This is a genomic window from Dysgonomonas sp. PF1-14, assembly GCF_029892965.1.
In the GTDB taxonomy this organism is placed as follows: domain Bacteria; phylum Bacteroidota; class Bacteroidia; order Bacteroidales; family Dysgonomonadaceae; genus Dysgonomonas.
The window spans coordinates 1-23,008 of sequence record NZ_JARXWN010000025.1; the positions used below are offsets into that span (position 1 = coordinate 1).

25 protein-coding genes are annotated in these 23,008 nt (G+C 34.4%); 24 read left to right on the top strand and 1 reads right to left on the bottom strand.

Features of this window, described 5'->3' with window-relative positions:
- Window positions 1–263: 263 nt before the first annotated feature.
- The 11 genes from M2448_RS19335 (at window position 264) to M2448_RS19385 (ending at window position 8,101) form a co-directional block, all read left to right on the top strand.
- Window positions 264–962 carry a hypothetical protein gene (locus M2448_RS19335; protein ID WP_280647985.1) on the top strand — a complete coding sequence of 233 codons (699 nt, stop codon included), beginning with the start codon at window positions 264–266 and terminating at the stop codon, window positions 960–962.
- A 46-nt stretch (window positions 963–1,008) separates the two neighbouring features.
- Window positions 1,009–2,790: a ParB/RepB/Spo0J family partition protein gene (locus M2448_RS19340; protein WP_280647984.1), complete on the top strand. Its 1,782-nt coding sequence runs from the start codon at window positions 1,009–1,011 to the stop codon at window positions 2,788–2,790.
- 49 nt (window positions 2,791–2,839) lie between these two features.
- Window positions 2,840–3,019: a hypothetical protein gene (locus M2448_RS19345; RefSeq protein ID WP_280647983.1), complete on the top strand. Its 180-nt coding sequence runs from the start codon at window positions 2,840–2,842 to the stop codon at window positions 3,017–3,019.
- 2 nt (window positions 3,020–3,021) lie between these two features.
- On the top strand, window positions 3,022–3,816 hold the full coding sequence (locus tag M2448_RS19350; protein ID WP_280647982.1) for an N-6 DNA methylase: 795 nt from the start codon (window positions 3,022–3,024) through the stop codon (window positions 3,814–3,816).
- A 46-nt stretch (window positions 3,817–3,862) separates the two neighbouring features.
- A complete protein-coding gene (locus M2448_RS19355; protein ID WP_280647981.1) occupies window positions 3,863–4,045 on the top strand; it encodes a hypothetical protein in 183 nt (60 codons plus the stop codon).
- A 487-nt stretch (window positions 4,046–4,532) separates the two neighbouring features.
- Entirely contained in the window at window positions 4,533–4,829 is a 297-nt protein-coding gene (locus M2448_RS19360) for a hypothetical protein (RefSeq protein ID WP_280647980.1), read from the top strand.
- An 880-nt stretch (window positions 4,830–5,709) separates the two neighbouring features.
- Window positions 5,710–6,099, top strand: a complete 390-nt coding sequence (locus M2448_RS19365; protein ID WP_280647979.1) for a hypothetical protein — start codon at window positions 5,710–5,712, stop codon at window positions 6,097–6,099.
- A gap of 84 nt (window positions 6,100–6,183) precedes the next feature.
- A complete protein-coding gene (locus tag M2448_RS19370) occupies window positions 6,184–6,495 on the top strand; it encodes a hypothetical protein (protein WP_280647978.1) in 312 nt (103 codons plus the stop codon).
- 91 nt (window positions 6,496–6,586) lie between these two features.
- Window positions 6,587–6,859, top strand: a complete 273-nt coding sequence (locus M2448_RS19375; RefSeq protein ID WP_280647977.1) for a type II toxin-antitoxin system prevent-host-death family antitoxin — start codon at window positions 6,587–6,589, stop codon at window positions 6,857–6,859.
- Window positions 6,856–7,113, top strand: a complete 258-nt coding sequence (locus M2448_RS19380) for a Txe/YoeB family addiction module toxin (RefSeq protein ID WP_280647976.1) — start codon at window positions 6,856–6,858, stop codon at window positions 7,111–7,113. Before M2448_RS19375 ends, M2448_RS19380 begins: the two co-directional genes overlap by 4 nt.
- A 733-nt stretch (window positions 7,114–7,846) precedes the next feature.
- Entirely contained in the window at window positions 7,847–8,101 is a 255-nt protein-coding gene (locus M2448_RS19385) for a hypothetical protein (RefSeq protein WP_280648054.1), read from the top strand.
- Between the two features lie 1,241 nt (window positions 8,102–9,342).
- On the opposite strand, the gene M2448_RS19390 is transcribed toward M2448_RS19385, so the two are convergent.
- Window positions 9,343–10,347 carry a replication initiation protein gene (locus tag M2448_RS19390; protein ID WP_280647883.1) on the bottom strand — a complete coding sequence of 335 codons (1,005 nt, stop codon included), beginning with the start codon at window positions 10,345–10,347 and terminating at the stop codon, window positions 9,343–9,345.
- 843 nt (window positions 10,348–11,190) lie between these two features.
- Here M2448_RS19390 and M2448_RS19395 point away from each other — a divergent pair.
- From M2448_RS19395 to M2448_RS19455, 13 genes are all read left to right on the top strand, one after another.
- Complete coding sequence (locus M2448_RS19395; protein WP_280647882.1) at window positions 11,191–11,994, top strand: BfmA/BtgA family mobilization protein; 804 nt, start codon at window positions 11,191–11,193, stop codon at window positions 11,992–11,994.
- Between the two features lie 37 nt (window positions 11,995–12,031).
- A complete protein-coding gene (locus tag M2448_RS19400; protein WP_280647881.1) occupies window positions 12,032–12,973 on the top strand; it encodes a DUF5712 family protein in 942 nt (313 codons plus the stop codon).
- A gap of 11 nt (window positions 12,974–12,984) precedes the next feature.
- Complete coding sequence (locus tag M2448_RS19405) at window positions 12,985–14,418, top strand: TraM recognition domain-containing protein (RefSeq protein WP_280647880.1); 1,434 nt, start codon at window positions 12,985–12,987, stop codon at window positions 14,416–14,418.
- Between the two features lie 143 nt (window positions 14,419–14,561).
- On the top strand, window positions 14,562–14,852 hold the full coding sequence (locus tag M2448_RS19410; protein ID WP_280647879.1) for a hypothetical protein: 291 nt from the start codon (window positions 14,562–14,564) through the stop codon (window positions 14,850–14,852).
- Between the two features lie 295 nt (window positions 14,853–15,147).
- A complete protein-coding gene (locus M2448_RS19415; protein ID WP_280647878.1) occupies window positions 15,148–17,562 on the top strand; it encodes a conjugal transfer protein TraG in 2,415 nt (804 codons plus the stop codon).
- A gap of 10 nt (window positions 17,563–17,572) precedes the next feature.
- Window positions 17,573–18,136 (top strand): hypothetical protein, encoded by a 564-nt coding sequence (locus M2448_RS19420; RefSeq protein ID WP_280647877.1) that lies wholly within the window; start codon window positions 17,573–17,575, stop codon window positions 18,134–18,136.
- A 1-nt stretch (window position 18,137) separates the two neighbouring features.
- Complete coding sequence (locus tag M2448_RS19425) at window positions 18,138–18,953, top strand: type IV secretion system protein (RefSeq protein WP_280647876.1); 816 nt, start codon at window positions 18,138–18,140, stop codon at window positions 18,951–18,953.
- A complete protein-coding gene (locus M2448_RS19430; RefSeq protein WP_280647875.1) occupies window positions 18,953–19,591 on the top strand; it encodes a hypothetical protein in 639 nt (212 codons plus the stop codon). Before M2448_RS19425 ends, M2448_RS19430 begins: the two co-directional genes overlap by 1 nt.
- The gene (gene traM / locus M2448_RS19435) at window positions 19,569–20,609 is read left to right on the top strand and encodes a conjugative transposon protein TraM (protein ID WP_280647874.1); all 1,041 of its coding nucleotides are present in this window, start codon (window positions 19,569–19,571) and stop codon (window positions 20,607–20,609) included. The genes M2448_RS19430 and traM overlap by 23 nt, the downstream gene beginning before the upstream one ends.
- Window positions 20,606–21,673, top strand: coding sequence for a conjugative transposon protein TraN (traN, locus tag M2448_RS19440; RefSeq protein ID WP_280647873.1), 1,068 nt, complete (start codon window positions 20,606–20,608; stop codon window positions 21,671–21,673). Before traM ends, traN begins: the two co-directional genes overlap by 4 nt.
- 55 nt (window positions 21,674–21,728) lie before the next feature.
- The gene (locus tag M2448_RS19445) at window positions 21,729–22,211 is read left to right on the top strand and encodes a M23 family metallopeptidase (protein WP_280647872.1); all 483 of its coding nucleotides are present in this window, start codon (window positions 21,729–21,731) and stop codon (window positions 22,209–22,211) included.
- A complete protein-coding gene (locus M2448_RS19450; protein ID WP_280647871.1) occupies window positions 22,199–22,411 on the top strand; it encodes a hypothetical protein in 213 nt (70 codons plus the stop codon). Before M2448_RS19445 ends, M2448_RS19450 begins: the two co-directional genes overlap by 13 nt.
- 52 nt (window positions 22,412–22,463) lie before the next feature.
- Window positions 22,464–23,000: a hypothetical protein gene (locus M2448_RS19455; RefSeq protein ID WP_280647870.1), complete on the top strand. Its 537-nt coding sequence runs from the start codon at window positions 22,464–22,466 to the stop codon at window positions 22,998–23,000.
- The last annotated feature ends 8 nt before the right edge of the window (window positions 23,001–23,008 follow it).

The following is a 23,008-nucleotide window of genomic DNA, read 5'->3' on the forward strand; positions in this document are numbered from 1 at the left end:
TATTTTTCTGAAAAAATTTGCTTGCGGGTTAAATATAACCTTTGAGGCAACTGAAAAAAGACGTCCGACACACTGGGAATGAATATTAAAAAAAAGCTCGGAGAAAGAAAAATGTTTTTAATTGAAAAAAGTACGAACCGAAATCTAAGAATAAATCTCTGACTTTTATATACGCTCTTTGACTTACTGATAACAATTCACTACCGCAGGGATAGACAAATTCCCTGTATTAAATTATTTATTAATCAATAAATTTTTAACGTATGATTTATTTAGATCAAGACGCTACAAAGTTTCTCTATCCGTATTTGATAGAGGCTAAGCGCAACAAACATGGAATTGTAGAAATAATCAGTTCTGCAAATGAAGATGAAGTCTTACAAATAAGGCTGATGTCTGAAACTACGCTAGGTATCAAATTTGTACTTGAAATTCCTAATCTTTTCGTCCTAACAATGATGTCACAGGACGCTAATATCATTGTTTATAGGTATATGGATGCTGAACACTACCCGTCAAGAGTATTATTTTCAATAGATGAAATTAATCTGCTAAAGGAATTAAAGCCTTTGCGCCCATTTCACTATGTTTTTAATCTCTTTACGGAAGCAATACTAAATACAGTGAGAGATAAAGAGAATGGAAATTATGAAAAGCAGTTTGATTACTATTCTTTTCGTTCAATACGATTTTTGTTTTTCTTATTCATTGCAGAAACAGATATTATTTGCTCATGGGGAACACACAAGCTGATAATATTAAATAATGCAATACTTTTCAATGTACAAGGGCATCACTTCACAGGACAGGTAAAAATATCTTACAATGCAGGAGCAGATGTATTTGAAGTTGCATTTATGCAAAAAAATGTAATTGTAGGACAACGAACAGGGATTTATTTTGATGAACTTATTAATACTATTGATAAGAATGTTGAATATATTCCCGAATACGACAACTAATTACTAACACAGGGGAGTTAATTACTCCCCTACAATCTTTAAAATTATGGCAAAGAAAAATCAAAATAAAAAACAGATTCAACAAGCACCAATCCAAAAAACTCAGCTTGAAACAGTATATATAAATATTGAAAATTTATTGGTAGGTGGAAACCCACGCCAGTATTTTGACGAGAAAGCATTGAACGAACTAGCCGAGAGTATTAAGCAAATAGGTATCATTCAGCCTATATCTGTGCGCAAAACGCCTAATACTGAAAATATGTACTCAATTATCGCAGGAGAACGCCGATACAGGGCTGCAAAACTCGCAGGGCTACAAGAAATGCCTGCATATATAAGAGAATGCACGAGCGAAGAAGCCTTAGACATCGCACTCACAGAAAATTTGCAACGTGAGGATATGACAGACCTAGAGACAGCCGAAGCCGTTAAAACGATGATAGAAGTTAAACAGTTTGATGTTAAAAGCGTTGCTGTAAAACTAGGTAAAAGCGAAAAGTTTGTAAGGGATAGATACCAATTGAATAACCTAATAGACGATTTTAAAAAGATGCTTTCCGAAAGTTCAATCAATATAGGTAAAGCAGTTTTTTTAGCTTCTTATCCGCAGGACTTGCAAGATCAGATTTTCAATGACCATTTTACCAATGAAAATTGGAATTATTGGGCGGAATTATCACTATCTAAATTTGAAAATCATTTGGATAACAGGTATAACAGTAACCTAGATAAAGCTGTCTTTGATACAAAGGATTGCACAGGATGTCAGTTTAATTCTTCTTTTGGTCGCCTGTTTTCTGATGAAACGGCAAGATGTTTGAATAAACCTTGTTATGCAAATAAACAAGACGATGCGAATTTTCAAAAGATAGCAAATGTTATTGACGATAACCCGACTTTGCCGATAATCAGAAGATATCATGTTTCAGATTGGGTACTAAAGAAGTTTGATGATAATAATTATGAAATCGCCGAAGATAGCGGAACTTCTTTTCAAATGCCCGAAGAACCCGAGAAACCCGAAAAGCCAAAAGAAGAAGATTGTAGAGACGAGGAAACAGGAGAAGTGAACCAAGAATGGTTTGCTGCCGATATGGAAGAGTACGAGCAGGACTTAAAAGACTATGAGGAAGCCTGTACTGAATATGCCAAAGAAGTAATAGAGTTTGAAGAAAATGTCAAAAGTGGCAAATATCAGCCTTGTTTAATCTTAAATGGTACAAACATACAGAAAGGTTACATGTCCTTTGATGAAGCTGATAACGAAAGCAATACTGACATATCGAGCGAAGATAAAGAGATTAGCAAACTAAGAGATAAGCTAGCGAGAGAACAGGAACTTAAGGTTGAAAAGTCTATTAAAGACATAAAAGACCAGATCTTCAAAGGCAATATAGATTTTACGAAAGATGCAATAAAGCTAGAAAATGACATCTTGTTTTATTATCTGCTTTCTGAATTGTCAAACGAACATAGAAAGCAGTACTTCGGAGAACCTTACGCAAAAGATAAGGTTAAATTAGATTTTGTCGTAAGTATGACGCCCGAACAACGAACAGTTATTATACGTGATTTTATATTGTCGAAGTTGAAAGAGTACGCTTTTAACTCTCATTCCGTTTCATCACAACTGTTTTTAGAATTTTCAAAGTACCATTTTGAAAATGAAACCGCCGAGATAGAAAAAGTACACCAAAACGTGTTTATCAAGCGAAAAGCGAGGATAGAACAGAAGCTAAAAGAACTAGGCGTAAATATTCTAAAGGATGCAGACCAAACGGAAGAACAGCCCGAAGAAGAATTGCAAGAGCAGGAACAGGAGTAAATTATTAATAGAGATAGGCTTAAATAGCCTATCTCACTTTTTTAGACTTATGGAAAAATATTCAGATGAAAAATCAGCTATATCGAATGCTAAAGAAAGAAGCATGGATAGCGAAGATTTATTTTTCGTAGTCCTCTCAAGAGGATTCTACTATGTAGATACAGACGGTTTTATCCGTAATTGGGAAACATTAATATGCACCATACATAAAGGACAAATTATCACATGAGAATGGAAAAAGATTTTGCAGATTTTCACAAAGCAATGGAAAAGCTCGCATATCGTTTCGGGAAAGACGTTATAAGGGCTTTTCAAGAATTTTTGGAGTATGCCATTGCAGGGCACAGCTCTACAATAAAAGTTGATATGTCAAAGTACAAGCCAGAGGAAGTAAAATTATTCCATGATTTATATTATCAGTGGATAATGTTACAAAATACCATGAAAAGTAAAAAGGGTTTTGAGTGGTTTGACGCTTTCGGGCATTACTTTGAGTTGCATTCGTCAGATTGGAGCAAGAAGAAGAAAGGGCAATTTTTTACACCCCCGAATCTTGTGGATATGATGACAAATATTGTAAACCCAGAGGGATGCGGAAAAAGGATTCTTGACCCCGCCTGCGGGAGCGGACGCTTTTCAATAGCTTCTCACGCTTACAACCCAAGAAATTTTCATTACGCAATGGATATAGACCGTACTTGTTGCATGATGGCTGCACTGAATATGATGATTCATGGTGCAAGAGGAGAGGTAGTTTGGAAAGATGCTTTGTCATTTACAGACTATCGCAGTGGATGGAGTATTAACCCGAATATAGTTGAACTGAAAGGTATTCCACATATAGAGCTATTAGATAAAGAAAATAGTTTTATATATCATGAGGGGTTGAATAGAAAGGCTGAATGGGAGAGGGAAGAGCAAGAAGCTACACAAAAACTACTTAATGAAGAGTTCTTAGACATTGACGAGGAACAGAAAATTAACCTTGAATCTAAGAACGAAAAAGCGAGTTTCGATTTTTTTTAATTATCTTGTTAAGCGGCTTTCAGCCGCTTAACTTATTTTTATTATTATGGAGATAGAGGATATAACAGCAGATTTGAAAAACTATATTTTTGAAGAATTGAAAGAGAGCCATGATTATTGGGGCGAAAATTCTTTGCCCGATATGCTGGATTTTTGCAAACGAAACAGACTGAAATCACAAAAGGAATTATTACTTATTTTAATGAGTCATCCGATAAGAAAAAAATGAAAATATTAATTATCTTTGTTTTTACGTTAAAAATTGCTGATTAAATTAATGTGAATTAGTTTTCAGTAGAAAGCGGCATCAATAGATGCCGCTTTTTTTATGTACTTTTTTTTATTTAGCCGGTGGCGGATCTGCTTCCGGTGTTTTTAAAAACAATATGGTTTTAGTCTTCCCGGAGAGCTGGCCAACGTTCAAAAAAGTACGGTTTTAATAATGAAGTTAGATTCTATATAATCGGGTAGTCGCACCAATACAGGCATCGAGCCTTATTGTTTCGGTTATAATCCCCCTGCGGGGAGATCGGCACTATATCAATCAATATCAGCAAAGGTACATGAAGCAGGCAAAACGCCATATCAAAAACCGTTAAATCTCCACCCTCGCCTGCACCTCAGGTAGTATTTGAACAGTTTTTAATACTGCTAATTTACCTTTGCTCATGTGTGCATCCGGCGATATTAATATGTATAACTTAATAATTTACTTTATGAAAATTGTAATTTTTATTTTAGCTTATCTTCGTTATGGATTCTCAACCGCAGAAGTGGTAGCTTCCAGCCTGAAAATTGTTGAAGAATACTCAAAACGCTTATTTATCGCCTCAAATGTAGAATACATGAATATGAGTTTTTCCATCGGCGACATAGCAAGGAATGTATCTTCTAAATATGAAGATGGAGCATTAAAGATGTATATGTTATTACCTATCAAAGATTCGGTAATACTAGATGAATGGTACATCGGTTATTTCTCCAAATCCGGAAAATTCATAGAGGCTTTATAGCCTCTATTTTTTTATTCTTTAGCTGGGCTTCATTATTTGGGGCTCGGTAGCTTGTAGCCATGTTCCACAGTCTACAAACTACCTCGCCCTTGGGGATGCTATTTTGATTGAATTTTTCCAATATACAGAATCTCAATTTAATATATTTATATTTCGATATAAAAATATATTGATATATAAATATTTACATATAAACAGGTAGTCGCACCAAAACAGGCGTCGAGCCTTATTGCTACGGTTCTAAGCCCCCCATTCGGGGGAGAGTGGTACTTTCCCCATCGCCTTTTTTTTATTCATTCGTCCAGTAATGCCAGCCGTTTTTTCTAGTTGCAAAGGTTACTTATATTTTCCCCAGCCTCAAATTCGCTTCGCTGTTTTCAATAAAATCTCCACACCTCACAGCTCCGTAGGTCCCGTTCGTTCCTCCGGGATCACTACGCCTGTATCGGGTAGTATTTTTCTGAAAAAATTTGCTTGCGGGTTAAATATAACCTTTGAGGCAACTGAAAAAAGACGTCCGACACACTGGGAATGAATATTAAAAAAAAAGCTCGGAGAAAGAAAATAGTTTTAATTGAAAAAAGTACGAACCGAAATCTAAGAATAAATCTCTGACTTTTATATACGCTCTTTGACTTACTGATAACAATTCACTACCGCAGGGATAGATAAATTCCCTGTATTAAATTATTCATTAATCAATAAATTTTTAACGTATGGGAGAACTTGTGCGAACAGTCATAACAAGCACCGAAATTGTCTATATCACGATTCGATATAGCAAACTATGGGAATATTGGTTTGTCTACAAGAATGGCTCATTCTGCGGAGGTAGAGAGCATAGGACAGATGTATTACAATATGTAAACTTTTTAGAAGTATGAAAACAATAGTACAAATCAAAGAAGAGCATCAAAATAAGTTATCTGCGCTATTTGATTCGCTTGGTATTTTCTTCGCTTTCAGTAATGAGCAGTTTGAAGAAGGCAGGAAAGAAGGAGTGAAATATGCTAATGGTGGTCAAGGAATGCTAATTCCAATTGATAACGTTAAGGAATATGTTAGAAGATTCAGCGAATTAGAAAAGGATACAGAGGCAGAATTTGCGAAACATATACCTATGGACGACTATATTTTATATGAGTTAAATAATCACGAAGCATTCTATACATGGTGCACAGATGATGCTTACGAAGTAGTAAAATATCGTTATCCAAACTGTACACCTGATGATATGAAACGGGTATTTAAACAATTTTCTAATAGTTAAAATAGTATTCAATTTATTTGTCAATATTACTGTTTGTCAGTATATTGCATCATTAACACATTTATAAACAAAAAATTTAAAATTATGGCTACAATTCAATTTACTGGTAACATCGTACAAGAAGTGAGAAATGAAAACGGTTACTTAAACTTCACAGTTTCAGAAAAAACAGATAGTTTCAAAGATTCAGAGTACAGCTACTATGAATGCGGGATGAGAATAGACAAATTTCCCGAAAAACTTATACCTCACATTGTAAACGGCGCGATCGTACAAGTGGTAGGAAAGCATTATTCCACCACAAGAGAACATGAGGGTAAGAAGTACACGAACTGGCACGTTATCGTTCTGGATATCGAACTGAAAGGAAGTGTACGCAAAGAAGAAGATAAATAAAATTTATCAGAATAGGCAAACAATCATTGTACAAAATATTGTACAATGATTGTTTTTTATTATCTTTGTATAAAGATTAATTATCATAGTTATGGAAACAGCGTCATTATCCGATTTTAGGGCTAATATTAAGCAGTTGCTTGATCAAACAGCCGACAGTCACGAACCTTTGATTGTGAAGAGACAACAGGGCGAGGATATAATAGTTATGTCCCTGTCTGATTATAATTCGCACAGAGAAACAGTTTCGTTAATGTCGAACCCTGCGAACGCTATAAAGCTCATGCAGTCGATAGAAGAACACAAGGCGGGTAAAGTAATTAACGTAAGCATTGACGAACTAGATGCCTTTATATCTAAATGAGGGGGGTTGCATTCACGCCGACAGCATGGGCGGAGTTTACAGGTATCGTATATAGCGATAAACAGAAGTCTAAAAGGATTCTTAATCTTATAAAAGATATTCAGCGTAACCCATTCGAGGGAATCGGCAAGCCTGAGCCATTGAAATATGAACTGCAAGGTTATTGGAGCAGACGTATAGACGAAAAGAACAGGCTAGTTTACGCAGTCGAAGAAGAAAGGATTGTCATAGTGCAGTGTACAGAACATTATTAATATTAAAAGCCGGAACAACTTTGTTCCGGCTTTTTTTGTACTTTTTTTTATTTAACCGGTGGCGGATCTGCTTCCGGTGTTTTTTAAAACAGTATGGTTTTAGTCTTCCCGGAGAGCTGGCCAACGTTCAAAAAAGTACGGTTTTAATAATGAAGTTAGATTCTATATAATCGGGTAGTCGCACCAATACAGGCATCGAGCCTTATTGTTTCGGTTATAATCCCCCTGCGGGGAGAGCTGTGTTATTTTTATATTTTTATATTTTTATATTTCAATATAAAAATATTTACATATAAACTGGTAGTCGCACCAATACAGGCGTCGAGCCTTATTGTTACGGTTCTAAGCCCCCCATTCGGGGGAGAGTGGTACTTTCCCCATCGCCTTTTTTTTATTCATTCGTCCAGTAATGCCAGCCGTTTTTTCTAGTTGCAAAGGTTATTTATATTTTCCCCAGCCTCAAATTCGCTTCGCTGTTTTCAATAAAAATCTCCACACCTCACAGCTCCGTAGGTCCCGTTCGTTCCTCCGGGATCACTACGCCTGTATCGGGTAGTATTTTTCTGAAAAAATTTGCTTGCGGGTTAAATATAACCTTTGAGGCAACTGAAAAAAGACGTCCGACACACTGGGAATGAATATTAAAAAAAAAGCTCGGAGAAAGAAAATAGTTTTAATTGAAAAAAGTACGAACCGAAATCTAAGAATAAATCAACTTCAAAATATCAGAATTATGAACAAAATTAGCAAAATTCAGTTAGTAGTATGTAACGAAAATACACTTGGTTATATACTTCCCTATGATCCAACAACTTTGAATATTCTTCATGCTTCGATACTCAAGGGAGCAACATTCAATATTGGAAAAAGTCAAACTACAATAAGCATCAGCGATATTGTAAGGCTGGCAAGTGAAAAAGATTTTAATGACTTTCGTGTCGACTTTGAAGGGTATAGAAATGACAGCAACTATATTTATGAAAAATAAATGCAACTATATATAAAATTAAATCATTTATAATAAGTTGATTAAACATTATTTTCAACATTTTCCCTCTACTTTGGTTAAGACCCCATGAACCAAATTATCTCCTTATAATAAAAGAGTAGCAATATTTATTGCTACTCTTTTTTATTCAAAGATAAAGAGGCGCAATGCACCTCTTATATACTGGCTATGCCGTACCACCTTATCGCTTCTCACGGTCGTCCTCACGTTGCCGCTTTGTCCTTTTCAGGCGGTAAACAAAGATAAGTTATTTGTTTGATATAACGAAATTTATAGATGGATTTTCAGAAACCAGATGTTTATTAAAAACGCCGGCGGCGGATCGCGTTCCTGAAGCAATTGAAACAGTACGTTTTTTAAATGACTGACAGCTCTCAAGTAGTTTAAAACTGTACAGTTTTACATGGGGTACCACCAGCATTTTCCACAAAACCCCCTCTAAGAGTAAAAAATAGTGTAAAAATTAATTTCAACATTATGTAGATATTTTGGCCAAGACACGAAAATGTAAAAAGTTCCTTTTTTGTCCCTCGAAGTTCCTTTTTTGTCCCTTTATGATATTAATGTACAGAATATAAGCAAGTTAATACTTCAAACAATCTATAAAAATTTTCATTTGTTTTGCAGCTTTTGAAGAAGATTGACTTAAAATAAGGCTGATAAGGCAAAAATTATGTTCATATTAGTGATAAATTTTGATTAAAGTTCCTTTTTTGTCCCTTTTGGAACAAATATTTATCTAAAGTTCCTTTTTTGTCCCCTCGAAGTTCCTTTTTTGTCCCTTATTACATATAGGACTAGTAAAAACATAGCTGCGAAAACGGCAAACATTTCTGTATTCTATTATGTATCAATACATAAAATAATAAATTCTACTACTGGCTTACCGGCAATAGCTGAAAGAAACCTTTAATTCAAACTATGACTAATTGTAAGTTCTTAAATTTTTACTAAACTATGACTAATTGTAAGTAGTTTTTGTTATGCGAATCTGTGCGAATCTTGTTTTCTCAATATTATCATATCAATTGCTTTTGATTTGAACAAAATCAAATCGCTGATTATTAGTTAAATATGTGTTATATGCAACTTTTCGTCCCTACTTTCCCATGAACCAAATATTGAACTGTATTGTTACTCTTCAAACTATGACTAATTGTAAGTAAATTTGTTGTGCGAATCTGTACGACCAAATTAATTCAAACTATGATTAATTGTAACTAGAATAGTTGGAAATCCCCTTTTAATATAGTTCTTATTACTTTTGCTCGCTCTTCTACTTCTTTTGAAGCATAATATACCAACTTATCTTCTATCTTAACCCAAACGGAATTGATATAGGGTATTTCTTTGCCTTTTAAGCCATTTAAAACGCGCTCAATATATCCAGCATCATTTTTAAACAAAGGCGTCAATTTTAAGCGTATATTATATAAATAATCACCTTCCGCCCAGTTACCATATAAGTTCTCCGAAGCATCGTAGATATAAAAAATCAAATCTTTAATTTTGTTGTTCTTTTTACCCCCTTTTTCCTTAATTTCATACTTGAAATATACATCAGATTGCGGAGATGAGTTGTTTGAAAAACTTTTATATAGTTCTTTTTGTGCCTTATCAATCACAGCCCTTTTAAATTCTCCATATGTTTTATAAGAATCTTTTAAGCCGAATAATTCTCTTAATTCGTCAACAGAATACTCAAAATATCCTTTATTACGCCACATTTGACATAGTTCGTAGAAACGTTGAGTATATATAGAACCAAAAGACAAAGCCACACTCAGGGAATAAGCTGTAAAACGTTCTGATAACTCCACAAAGAATTGTAAGGCATGCGGTGATATCTCCATCTCAAAATAGTTCTCTTTTTTCTTATGCGAAGCTCTTGTTAATAGATTTATCGAAGCCCATTCCTCTTCATTATTAATCTCAAATGACTTTTGTTTAAATTGATTTAAACGGTCATATATTCGTGTCATATTATCAACTTCTTTCAACTCACTTGGAGTAAATCTTATTGTTAGATTGCCAAATAAATCTTCACTTGTATTTTCAACCACAGGGAGTTCCTCAATGTATTTTTTTCTGACTTTATCTATAATTATGTATAATACACGCTTTTCTATAAGGTCATAACTGTATTTGGCCAAAGTAATTTCATTGGCCTGCACTATCATATCCGGATAATGCTTCTTTTCGGTCTTTGTTAATAGATAAGTCATAAGTTATATATTTGTAATCCGACACAAATATAAATAAAACTATGAATTAAAACTATGTATTGTCATAAATTAAATTCATAGTTTGAGATTTTAGTTACAATTAATCATAGATTAACTAGGAATTGGTTACAATAAGTCATAGAACGGTTACAATAAGTCATAGTATGATTTTTTGTAACCAACTTAAAACACTCATTATTAGAGCCATAACCATAGCTATTAGCGACCGAAAACAGTACTGTAAAACTCTAATACTGTAAAAGTGAACAAATGTCTCTCATGCTCGGACACTAGAGCGGCGTTTTTTTTAGCAAAATCCGAATCCAAATTCTAATCTTCACGAAAAAAAACACATTTAATATTCGCTTCGCTCAAAGGTTTTTTTTAGCCATAAAACGAACAGCCAGTATATTTCGAAATTTACTCCTTTTACCTAAAAAATTCAATTCGTCGAAACTATGACTAATTGTAACTGGCGTGAATTTATAAATAAAAAAAATATCTGGCTGTCGGAAATTGCTCCTAAAACCTGAATAAAATTTTCTTTTACTACCCATTTTTTTAACGGCCTTTTCAGACCTAAAAATGGGGATAGTCAAACATTTTTTTACGCTCAAAAAAGTGCTTTTTTTGGCTCGAAAAAAAGTTTTCCTATCTTTTAATAGGAAAGCAAGATGTATATTGGGTAAAACCCAATAATTTTTATATATTTGTCAGATAATTAAGATATTAATTTTTTTAAGGTAGTACTAAAGGTAGTACTTTAGTGGTACTTAAAATTATTAATACATTAATATATAGATAATTAATAGTATTTATTTAGGTAGTACTTTAGGTAGAATTATGAAAAGTATTAAATTGCAGGATGCAACTTATTTCAAGTTGAAAAATCGTATTGAAGAGCATTCAGAAGCGAAATCTTTTGACAATTATATTCGTCAAATGCTCGTATTTTTTTCCGAGACAGGAACAGATCCTTTTAATATTAAAGACGTCCCAACTGTAGAAATTAAAAATAATACGGACAAACTTTTGAAAGAATTTGACCGTCTTGTTAAGATTGTAAAAGCACAGGAACGAGACAATAATTTGAACCGGGACAAACAAACAAATCAAATTCTTCAAGGGGTTTCTACCGGTATAGTTGTTCAAGAAGAAACTGTTTCTTCTGATATATTTCGAGATCTGAATAATATTGAAGCTACCAATTCTCAATGGCGCCAAATTTTGGAACTTGCACAAGAGAGGTGTTTGATTGTTGAAAAGCAAGATCGTATTATTAAAGATTTGGAAAAGAAACTTTCATTACTTCAATCCGGTATTGAAATACCCGTAAAAAGTGAAGTAGTATCAGAGTATGATACTGTATCTTCCGCTTTGAAAGATTTATTTATGGAGTTTGTAAATAAGTCACAGACGAAGAGTGTTGTATTTCCGGTTTGTAATGAAGTAGATGCCGCAGACTTAGAAAAATATCGAAGCCTGTTAATGAATTACTCCGGCGACATGACCGAAGATACGTATGACTATTTGAAGCAATTTTTCTCTCTCTATAGGCAGAAAGAAGAAAAAGGCGTTACTTTAACATTGGTTAATCGCGAATTATTCGAAGATTCAGTGAAGCAAGTTCTTAATACACTTTTTTAAACTATGACTAATTGTAACCATGTACACGAAAATTAATATGCCAAGAGGCCTAAACAGTGGGAGTTCGAAAGCCTTAGTCGAGTATCTCGATAAGGAAGAAAAGGGCTTTTTTTTCGATAAAAACGATGAAAAAGCAACTTCCCACCGCGTACAGAAAGAAATCGACGGTCATGTTAATAAGCTTGGGAAGAATGAAGATAAATTTTATATGTTATCTTTTTCTCCCAGCAAGGACGAGTTGCGTCAAATGGTAGGGCGGGATGTAAGCAGTATAGAACAGCTTACATTTGAGGAAAAAACAAAGTTGTTTTCCGATTTAAGGGGTTATACCCACGATGCAATGGATATTTATGCTCAGAGCTTCAACAGGGAGAATGTGCGGAACGGTAAAGACCTGATGTACTTCGCCCGTATCGAAACAGAACGCACTTATAATCATTATGACAAAGATGTTCAATCCGGAAAAGCCAATACAGGCGATAAGAAAGACGGCTTACAGTTACATATTCATGTAATTGTAAGCCGCAAGTCCGCTGATGATAAAGCAAAATTATCTCCAAATATCCGTTTTCGTAACTGCCAGTTTAAAAACGGCACTCAAAAGGAGGTTACCAGAGGCTTTAATTATACTGATTTTACAGAAAAATGTTCAGCAAAGTTTACTGAAAAATTTAATATACAGACACGAGCAAACCATAATAAAGGAGTACAAACACAATCATTTATTAGTTCTGGCGCAAACCGTTTAACAAATACTGTTAAAAATAAAGCCAAGAATCAGCTTAGGAACGAGATACTGAAAGATAGCTTTCACACTGAACGACAAATAGCCGGAAACGTGATGAAAGTAGCCAGTATCGGAAATAAGATAGTCAATATAGCAAGTGCATCGAATCCTGTAACGGCGGTTAAACCTATTGCTGAACTTGCCGTTAACGCAATAAAAACAATACACAGAATATCAACTTCAGGACTTTAAATTCTAATTTTATGGAAAATATTATTTATATAGTAATAGCGATATTAGTCGTAATAATACTAATTGTACTACTAATCCCCAGTAAGAAAAAGCAAAAAGCCGGGAGATATACATTTACCCTGAAGGCCAAAGGGCGAGATATAAAAATATACAATCCATTTTTAGGTTTTCTTATTTATGGTGGAGCAGGAAGCGGAAAAACTAAATCAATTGGAAAACCATTAATTGAACAATATATAATAAATCATTTTGCAGGATTTATTTATGACTATAAAGATGGGGATCTTACACAGACAGCACAGCATCTTGTGAAAAAACATAATTATCCGTATGACAATTATATGATCTCATTTGTCGATATGGAGAATACAGCGCGAACCAACCCCATAAAACCGGAAGTTGTACAGGATGAAAATATATTTTTGCAACTTCTTGATGATCTGTTTATGGCTTATCTTGCAGGAAAGCCGAATGAATGGAGCGATGGTGCAAAAGGAATATTACAGGGGGTTGGATATCGCTTCTTTGAAGAATTTCCCAGCAAATGCACTATTCCGCATATTGCAATGTTTGTATGTTCGGCCGGAGCTGAGAAACTTACTTCTTTTCTTAAGAAAAATCAGAGAAGCAGAGGACTAGCAGCCGCATTCTTAGATAGCGAAAGCAGCCCGCGTACACAGGCCTCTTACTTATCTTCTTTGTCAAATATATTATCAAAGTTATCCTTTAATAAGAATATAGCTTATGTCTTAAGCGGGGATGATTTCGACTTTAACCTGTTAGATCCGGAAAGACCAAAACTTGTTTCTGTATGTAATTCATTTCAGATAGAAAGTATTATTTCGCCTGTAATAGCACTTATGTTAAGTATATCGAGCCGGCAGTTTACTTTATCTAATAAAGTGCCGTTTTTCTATTTACTGGATGAAGCTACTACTTTTGTCATTCCCGATTTTCAGAAACTCCCTTCCGTTTTAAGGGAATATATGTGTAGCATTACATTTATTACGCAATCAGCGTCAAAAATTGAACAGGTGTACGGAAAACAGGCTAAGGCTAGTATTGAAAGTAATCTGGGGCATCAATTTTTTGGACGTACACAAGATGTGACTGCTATACAGTCATATCCTATCATTTTCGGCAAAAAGGAAATAGAACGGATATCTAAAAGCAAGGGAAGTTCTGGAGCTGGTAACAGTGCAAGCACTACCATTTCCAAGCAGAAAGAAAATGTTTTCGATACACAAGAGTTCACTGAGCTAGAAGCCGGACAATTTATTTGTAGCCTAAGTTCAGCCAATATGAAGCGTGGAAAATTCAGTTTCAAGCAATATACAGAAGTCGAAGCTCAAATTAACATTCCAAAATATAAAGAATCGCATATCGTTAACGAAAATTATAAAAATATACAAAACGATATTAACTTTATTATTGATATTAGTTGAATTATTTATATATTTGTTGCAATATATTAAAGTAGGGAAGTCAAAGAATTTATCTTTATTAACAGAGCGTTTAATTTCTTCAGACTAAATTAAACAAAATATATTATATCACAGACTAAATTTAAACACAAAATTTTAATTTTATGAAAACATTATTGTCTATTTTTTTGCAAATATCTACAAGCGGAGATATAAAAAGTTCATTAAATGAAATTCTTTCTAAGTACGGGATTCCCCTTGTTGCTTTTATAATTGTTATATCTGCTGTATATGGTGTTATATCTAACCTTGATAAGATAATGGATAGCGATGGACGCGGTACAAGAAAAGAAGGTATATTAAATGTTCTGTATATCTTGGGTGGAGTTGTACTTGCTATTGTTGTAATTGGTATTATCATGCAACTTGTTGGCGGTATAAGTCTTAGTATCTGATAATGGATATTAAGGTAAAAAAAGGCTTAGAGAGACAGCTTCACTTATACGGAATGAACCTTAAATTATTCTATTTTTGGATAATTACCTGTGTTTTTAGTGCTCTCTTCCTGATGTATTTAATAATGGAAATCTCAAAGAAAGAAAGTAGCGTTTCATTCGGAACGCTAGTTTTCGCTTTCATCTTTGTAATGTGTTTATTACTCGGTCAGAAAATTCTTTTTACTATCATTTCTCGTAAACAGAGAAAGAAAGATAATTACCGGGAAATACATATTAGTAATATCAAGTAGAAATGGAAACAAAGGTATTTGTTAATGAATTGAACCCTATTGGAATAATTGATAATCTGATAATAGGGAAAACAGGAACTTTGAGCCTAGTATTTAAGGTTGATGAAGCTCCTTGTTACTCGATAGATAAAGATGCTTTTGAAGAAATACACCAGATTTACTTCAATGCCTTTTCACGTTTTAAGAATAATGTTATTATTCATAAACAGGATATTTATATCAGAAAGCAGTTTGAGGGCAAGACATTACAGGGGGATAGCTTTATTACTCAGGCAGAACGTAAGCATTTTGACGGGCGGGATTATATTGAACATTCATGCTATATATCTTTTACGCTGACTAATATTGCCGGATTAGAAGCCGGTTATTTAAAGAATCCTTATGATTATAAGGCAGAAGTAGACAGGCAGAGTTTAGAGCGGTTAAACGCATTCTTGGAGGATGTTAAGACAGTAAATATCCAACTTCAACAAATTCAGAAATTAGTTATTTCAGAGTTGAATAAGGAACAGATCCTATCTTACATTCAACAATACCGAAATGGCTTTTATTTTGATAATATTCGAAATGATATGAAAGTCAGTGATTATTTATCAGACGGTATAAAGACAGGATCTTTCTTTTGTATAGATGAAGCCGAATGCCTGCCTGATAGCGTAAGTACAGAACGTGAAGATAAGTCTCTCTTAAAAGGCAATAATCAACTGTATTCTTCTTATCTGGAGACAATAGGTGTTGAGTTACCTTATACACATATTGTCAATCAGATATGGAAATTCAGCGAAGTATTTAAGGTTGATTTTTCATTGAAAGTAAAACAGTTCGGCCAACATAAGGCTTTTGATAAAGATATTGAAAGACAGTATAATATTCTTGATGAACTTGAAACTGATTTGTCAAATGAAAAGAATATTATCTGTAAATATGCTTTCAATATTTTTCTGTGGGAAGATAATACTTGTTTTGGCCATGCTGAAGAAAAAATCAGATCTGAATTGCGATTGCGGGATATAAAAGCGTATATTCCTAAGTATAACAGCTTGTATAATATATTTTTAGGTTCATTAATCGGAAATGAAAACAAGTTAAATGATGACTACTTTTTTCTTTCCGATCTTAAAACATCTTTAGCCCTGATGGTGCACACTTCCACTTTTAAGGATGATGAACAAGGTGTATATTTCAATGACAGATTAAATCTACGTCCTTTAAAAATGGATCTGTGGAGTAGCCCGCAGGGAAATACTATTGCCGCCCGAAACGGAATAATTATTGCCAGTACAGGGGGCGGAAAGTCTGTTTTAGCTCTCAATATAGCGCAACAATATGTAGAGCAGGGATATAAAGTTGTTATCGTTGAGTTTGGAAGTAGTTTCAAACAACTGACACAACTTTATCCGGACAAAAGTCTGCATATTGATTATGATAAGAATACGCCACTAGGTATTAACCCATTTTATATTCCGAATGGGGAAGAGCCGGACGCAGATAAAGTAATTACCCTATCCCATTTTATTCTAAAATTTATGCGTGATAAGGAATTAAAAGACGATGCGAAACAGGAAGTCTCCTTAAAAACATTGTTATCTGCATACTATAAGTCGGATGGAGTAAAAAATTTTAAAACGTTTTATAATTGGATATCGGCAAATAAAGATGATATTTTCATGCTTTATGGAATCCGGAAGGAATTTTTCGACGTTGATACTTTCTTACATGTCTGTAAAGATTTCCTAGAGGGTGGCAGCTATGAAAATGTAGTTAAGGAAAGCGAGCTTTCAGAACAGATTTTCAATAAAGATCTTATCGTATTTGAGTTGACACGAATTAAGAACGATAAGTTTCTTGTTTCTGTGGTAGTCTCCATCATTATGGATGTTATACAAACCAAATTACTTGACAGAACCAGCAGGGGCTTGCTACTATTTGATGAGTACGCGGAAGTACAAACGGTAAAGGATAATTTTTCCGGAGACGATATGCACGCAAATGTTGCGTTCTGCTACCAGAAAATCAGAAAAGAAAACGGTAGTGTATTTACTGTGTTACAGACGCCCGATCAGTTACGAGATGATGAATATTCAAGAGGGATTATTTCTAATGCACAATTACTGTTTGTCCTGCCTACAACCGAAACGGTATACGATGCCGTTATCAATAAATTTAATATTCGTACTCAGGCACACATTAACCTGATGAAAAGCCTACAGAATAACTTTAAATCCGGAGATAAGTATTCTGAGGTGTTCTTACGAATATTAGATAAAGATGCAATCGTATTGAGGCTGAATTTATCTAATGAAAAATTTTTAGCGTTTCAGACTGATGGCGGCACATGGAGCCATCTACAGGAACAAGCAAAAATTAAAGGTATCGAGCAGGCCATAATAGACCAAGCCTCTGAATTAACTAACTAAACACACTTTTATGAAAACAAAACTATTTATATTAATTTTTATGTTTCTATTATCTTCTGCGGCCAATGCACAGTTAGTAGTTTCCGATCCTACTATGTTGGGGGAAAGTATAAAGAACTGGGGGGAGCAGATTAAACAAGCACAACAGAACTTCAAAGAGTTTCAGGAACAAACTAAGTTTATGAAAGAAGCATCAGACGCCTTGAAGAAAGTAAATACAAGTATTCAGACTACCCGGCGTATGAGAACATTACTGGAGCAACAAAAAGTTATTGCAGATTTTTTATATCAGGAAATTGGTTCTGCTGAGAGTAGAAGTGTTAATTATGAGGCCACAACTGCATATGTAAAACGGTTGAACTCACTACAAGAAAGATTAATAACAAATACCACATACATTACCGATTTACTAGCTGATGGAATTTTTCATTTAACCGATGGAGATCGCCTGCGGGAGTTAAATCAAGTAACAGAAGAAAATTCTGCATTATTAAACCGGGCAGTAAAAGAAAAGGAACAGTTCGATGATTTAAATTCCAAGTTAGCAGAAATTAACCGGTTAATGAATAATTAGTATGAATGAGAGTTCAATAAAGCAAGCCTATTACACTATTCACAGCAATGGAGCTGTTCAGGGTTGTATAGGAATAGTAGTTGCCATCGCACTAACTATAATGATATTCCGCCTTGTGAAGATCTATGATATTAGTAAGGTTGATAATAAACAAGGCAATCGTAAGATCATGTTTGATCTTCTTATTCAATATGGTAAATACATGGTTTTTATCTGTGCGTTCCCTTTTCTACTGGGAGGAATTGAGAGTGTATTAGCTGATGTACAGCAGGGGGTATCTTCAAAATTTAACGCATCTGTAAATGTTGCCGGCACTACATATGCAGCTCAGATGATAGATAAGTATGTCAATGATAAACAGGCCAAAAAACTTAAGCAATATGAAGATAAGTCGATTATAGGAAAAGCAGTAGAGGCAGTAACTCCGGATCTCGACATCCTTGAAAAAATTGATATGATGATTGCTACATCAATATCCTTAGCAGGTATTTATATACTGAAGTATATTTACTTCTTTTTTTGTGCCGGGCGCTACCTGTGGCTGCTTATGCTTGAGATTGTAGCCCCTATCGCAGTCATATGCGCCATGAGTGAAAAGACTTTTGATGTTTTTAAAACATGGCTAAAGAACATGGCCGTATGCTATCTGCTTATACCGTTTTATCTTATGGCCGATGTATTCGCAGAGAGCATTATAAAGGTCATGTTTGAGGGGGCTGATATGTCTGCATATGGTATTTTAGGTATATGCGGGATGATAACTATAAAAATAGCTTTGTTTGGAGTAGTAACAAAAAGAACATTACAATTATTATAATGGATAAAGAGAAGATATTAAACGATTTTGATGTAGTCTTAAAAGCAAAGAAAACAAGTTCTACGACATTGAAAATTATTATTTTCTTCTGTCTGATAGTTATTATTGCATCTTTATTCTTTGCTTTCTACTCAATGAACAATGCAATGAATAAAGTTATCGTAGTCGATAGCGGCGGCCTCTATCTGAAAACTATTTCAGAAGACCGCGAGCAATTACAAACTACGCTGATACTAACTACCTGTTCAACACTGATGAAAACTATAAATAGTTTTGATAGAAATTCAATTACCGATAATCAGGCCAGCGCATATTATTACTGCGCTAAAAATGAATTGTTACCGGTCTTTGAAAAATATAAACAGGAAAAGTGTTACCAGAATGTTGTAGACAGAGGGGTTATTTATAGGTGCGATATGGAAAACGTATCTTTTATCGGAAAGGATAAAGAACCCTTTGACGTCCATTTTACAGCCATTTTACAGGAAATTGACGGTTCCTTTATCCGTAAATACCGAATACAGGCACAGGGAAAGTTAATTGCTGTAAAACCTGAATATCCAAAGAATAACACAGGGTACTTCTTTTCAGAATACCGTCAAGAAATTTTAGCTTATGGAGAAAACAACGAAGATTAAAATTATTATCATTGCCGGCTCCGTATTGTTATTGTTAATTGTGTTTCTCCTTTTTAACAGAAGTACAGTTCAAAGTAATGCGATAGACGATTATAAGAGTGCACAGATAAGCGAGGAAGAAGCAAAAAAACAGGCTGCTTATTATCTGGATAATACAAAACAAACTGAAAGGGCGAGTACAGGTACTCTTACCAGCAGTAATTTTGATTATCTGGTAGAAGATAATAAGCCCGGACAAAGTACGCCTGATTATTCAGATGTAACGGATGATCCGGATATGGCGTTAATTTATAAGACACAGGAGAACCTGCGTAAGAATAAAGGCACAAAGCAGCCGGCTACTACACAACAGGTGCAAATAAGACCTGTACAACAGCCAACGCAGCCAGCTCAAGTTTCGCAAGTTCCGCAAACGCCTGATCTTGCATCAAACAACAATCCTGTTTCCGTCCAACAACCTGTACAACCTGCGCAGGAGATTTCAGAACTTTCCGAAGCAGAAGAAACCAAAAAAAACAGATTTTTTGAAGGTAAACGGAAAGTACGTAAGGGCAATACTCTCTCCTGTGTTGTTCATGGAGAGCAGGAAGTTATGAACGGAAGCACGATCAAACTGCGTTTGATGGAAGACTATACTACATCATCCGGTACTGAAATAGCTAAGGGCACGACTTTATGGGGAGTATGTAATTTGACAAAAGAACGTATGAATATTACTATTCAAAGCGTCCTGAAAGGGAAAGACCTTATTCCGTTGAATTTTGTAGTATATGATATTGATGGCCTGCAAGGTATTAATCTACCGAATAATGTTAAGGCAGAAATAGCCAAAAGAGCGAAAGCGCAGGCTATTCAGCAAACATCTTCGGAAGATGTAATAGGTAGTTCCGGCGTTCTTGAAAGGGGCGCAAATGCTGTTGTAAATACAGCTAAGAATGTGCTTTCCCGAAAACAGGAAGAAATAAAAATAACAGTTAAATCAAATTACAAATTAGTGCTTAAACCAGTAATAAAATGACGAGATATATTCTTATGCTATTTCTTTTAATCTCGTATATTACCATATACGGCCAAGTATCTTCTTTACCTGTCAAAGAAATATCAGTTTCCTATAACAAAACAACTCATATCGTTTTCCCAACCGATATAAAATATTTTACCGGAGTAGAAGAGTTGATAATACTAAAACAACCTTTATCGACTATACTAAGTATTAAAGCGAATGTTAAGGATTTTGGAGATACAAATTTAAATGTAGCAACGGCAGATGGGAAATTTTATGCTTTTAAAGCCGTTTACTCATCGTCTAACACAAAAACGAGCTATTTCCTGTCGAAAGACAGTATAGGTCAGGAAACACCTGCAAAGGTTAATATTTACAACCTTTTGCATATAGTCCTCCCTAATCCTGTCAAATATATAGATTATGGGAGCGACTGGATCGACGCTACACCGATAGATAACATACAAAATATTGTGCGGGTTGAAATATTGGATGAAAGCACAGAGCCAACGAATATTTCAATTGTAGATGATAAGCAGAATTTTTACAGCTTCGCCGTTTCTTATGATAAAGATGCAAGTGATTTTAACCTAGTAATGGGAGAGCCAAAGCAGACTGCTTTACTGGCTAAAGAGGATCTTACAGATTATTCAAAAGAGGGTATTATGCAGCGCCTTAAATCCCATGGGCGTGTAATTAAGAACTTAGGGCTGAAAAAAAACTCAATCATATTTACAATCCATAATATTTTTGTTGCCGATAATAAATTGATTTTCAGGTTTAACTTCAAAAATACTTCTCATGTAAAATATGATATAGATTATATGAAGTTCTATATCATTGATAAGAAGCAAACAAAGGAGAGTGCTTTACAGGAAATCGAATATGCACCTTTGTTTTTAGATAATTTTAAATCAACGATCAACGGGAAAGAAGATAATACTTATAGCGTATGTTTTGATAAGTTTACTATTCCGGATAAGAAAAACTTTGTTATCGAGATCAATGAAAAAGACGGTGGCCGTCATATTAACTATAAAATAGATAATCGTGCAATAGAAAATGCTCAGGAGCTTTAATATCATACTATACCTGTTTTTTTCTTTAATAGCTTTCAGCCAAAGTAAAGAAGAAATGCTTGTTAAAATACTGGAAGAATCCAAGAATTTTAATGATATAGAGCTTATTATTCCTGTACTACGTAAATATCCGTCTATTTATAACTCTTTACCTCTGGGTGTGCCCATTAAGGAAAAGTATAGGATAAGCAGCCTTTACGGAAACCGTTTGCACCCTATACATAAAATAATGAAGTTACATTCCGGGATTGATTTTGTAAGCGACTATGCAACTACTATTCATGCTACGGCAAACGGAACTGTTACTTATGCCGGTAATAAAGGAGGTTACGGGAAATGCGTTGTTATTGAGCATGACTACGGTTATTCTACCCTGTATGCACATCTAACCCTTTACTATACCAAAAAGGGGAAGAAAGTAAGTAAAGGCGATGTAATCGGTTTTCTCGGAAGTACCGGTAACAGTACAGGCGATCATTTACATTATGAAATAAGAAAACACACATACACTATAAACCCGAAACAATGGCTAAATTAAAAAATCTCTCAGCTATAATCAAAGCAGAACGAAAGAAACAAGATATTAAAGTAGAAGATATAGCAGAGATAATTAACCGCTCCGCAGCTTCGATTTTCTATTTAGAAAGAACGGCTGATAAAAATATAGTTTTCAATTATCTAAATGAATTATACAAACGAGGTATGGATATTAATAAATTATTTGAGGAAGCTGGTTAATACATCTTAGTATTATTACTTCTCATATCTCACAAACGAAACATAAACTTGTATGAAAAAGTGTATTTTAATTTTATTATTGGTTGCAACCAATATAGGCATAGGTTGCGCACAACGTTATATTGGCATTAAGAGTATGTCCGTACAGGGCGGATATTCTTCAAATGAGGCGTTGAATATTGAAGCAGGCTTCGAAAAATTTTTTGGTGTCAACAATTCAAAAAGTTTTAGTGTCGCTGTCAACTATTCAATGAGGGACGCTACTTTAGATAAAGTAGAAAGGGATATAAAACTGAATGATATTACGCTAAATTTAGGCGGCCGTAAATATTTCAATGGTATTGTTGATTTCTACCCTTACATCGGAGTAGATCTGTTCTGTGGGTATAGCATTTTAAAGACTAAAGATATATCCGAAACTATAATTTTAAGCAGGGATGATTCAATACTATATGGTGCAAGGGCTAATGTAGGATGTGAATACTTATTTAGTATTGTATCAGTTTATGTAAATGTGTCCCCACAATATGAAGTAAAATTCAAAGAATTTTCAATAAACGGAAATATAGGCCTTAAATACTTTTTTTAAACTACAAC

What these genes read in the sequence shown, in the direction of transcription:
- M2448_RS19430 (WP_280647875.1), top strand. Translation starts at nt 18,953, where the DNA reads ATGGATAAAGAGAAGATATTAAACGATTTTGATGTAGTCTTAAAAGCA.
- M2448_RS19400 (WP_280647881.1), top strand. Translation starts at nt 12,032, where the DNA reads ATGCCAAGAGGCCTAAACAGTGGGAGTTCGAAAGCCTTAGTCGAGTAT.
- M2448_RS19410 (WP_280647879.1), top strand. Translation starts at nt 14,562, where the DNA reads ATGAAAACATTATTGTCTATTTTTTTGCAAATATCTACAAGCGGAGAT.
- M2448_RS19405 (WP_280647880.1), top strand. Translation starts at nt 12,985, where the DNA reads ATGGAAAATATTATTTATATAGTAATAGCGATATTAGTCGTAATAATA.
- M2448_RS19355 (WP_280647981.1), top strand. Translation starts at nt 3,863, where the DNA reads ATGGAGATAGAGGATATAACAGCAGATTTGAAAAACTATATTTTTGAA.
- M2448_RS19380 (WP_280647976.1), top strand. Translation starts at nt 6,856, where the DNA reads ATGAGGGGGGTTGCATTCACGCCGACAGCATGGGCGGAGTTTACAGGT.
- M2448_RS19395 (WP_280647882.1), top strand. Translation starts at nt 11,191, where the DNA reads ATGAAAAGTATTAAATTGCAGGATGCAACTTATTTCAAGTTGAAAAAT.
- M2448_RS19350 (WP_280647982.1), top strand. Translation starts at nt 3,022, where the DNA reads ATGGAAAAAGATTTTGCAGATTTTCACAAAGCAATGGAAAAGCTCGCA.
- M2448_RS19340 (WP_280647984.1), top strand. Translation starts at nt 1,009, where the DNA reads ATGGCAAAGAAAAATCAAAATAAAAAACAGATTCAACAAGCACCAATC.
- M2448_RS19335 (WP_280647985.1), top strand. Translation starts at nt 264, where the DNA reads ATGATTTATTTAGATCAAGACGCTACAAAGTTTCTCTATCCGTATTTG.
- M2448_RS19455 (WP_280647870.1), top strand. Translation starts at nt 22,464, where the DNA reads ATGAAAAAGTGTATTTTAATTTTATTATTGGTTGCAACCAATATAGGC.
- M2448_RS19420 (WP_280647877.1), top strand. Translation starts at nt 17,573, where the DNA reads ATGAAAACAAAACTATTTATATTAATTTTTATGTTTCTATTATCTTCT.
- M2448_RS19415 (WP_280647878.1), top strand. Translation starts at nt 15,148, where the DNA reads ATGGAAACAAAGGTATTTGTTAATGAATTGAACCCTATTGGAATAATT.
- M2448_RS19360 (WP_280647980.1), top strand. Translation starts at nt 4,533, where the DNA reads ATGAAAATTGTAATTTTTATTTTAGCTTATCTTCGTTATGGATTCTCA.
- M2448_RS19425 (WP_280647876.1), top strand. Translation starts at nt 18,138, where the DNA reads ATGAATGAGAGTTCAATAAAGCAAGCCTATTACACTATTCACAGCAAT.
- M2448_RS19450 (WP_280647871.1), top strand. Translation starts at nt 22,199, where the DNA reads ATGGCTAAATTAAAAAATCTCTCAGCTATAATCAAAGCAGAACGAAAG.
- traN (WP_280647873.1), top strand. Translation starts at nt 20,606, where the DNA reads ATGACGAGATATATTCTTATGCTATTTCTTTTAATCTCGTATATTACC.
- M2448_RS19385 (WP_280648054.1), top strand. Translation starts at nt 7,847, where the DNA reads ATGAACAAAATTAGCAAAATTCAGTTAGTAGTATGTAACGAAAATACA.
- M2448_RS19390 (WP_280647883.1), bottom strand. Translation starts at nt 10,347, where the DNA reads ATGACTTATCTATTAACAAAGACCGAAAAGAAGCATTATCCGGATATG.
- traM (WP_280647874.1), top strand. Translation starts at nt 19,569, where the DNA reads ATGGAGAAAACAACGAAGATTAAAATTATTATCATTGCCGGCTCCGTA.
- M2448_RS19375 (WP_280647977.1), top strand. Translation starts at nt 6,587, where the DNA reads ATGGAAACAGCGTCATTATCCGATTTTAGGGCTAATATTAAGCAGTTG.
- M2448_RS19345 (WP_280647983.1), top strand. Translation starts at nt 2,840, where the DNA reads ATGGAAAAATATTCAGATGAAAAATCAGCTATATCGAATGCTAAAGAA.
- M2448_RS19370 (WP_280647978.1), top strand. Translation starts at nt 6,184, where the DNA reads ATGGCTACAATTCAATTTACTGGTAACATCGTACAAGAAGTGAGAAAT.
- M2448_RS19445 (WP_280647872.1), top strand. Translation starts at nt 21,729, where the DNA reads ATGCTTGTTAAAATACTGGAAGAATCCAAGAATTTTAATGATATAGAG.
- M2448_RS19365 (WP_280647979.1), top strand. Translation starts at nt 5,710, where the DNA reads ATGAAAACAATAGTACAAATCAAAGAAGAGCATCAAAATAAGTTATCT.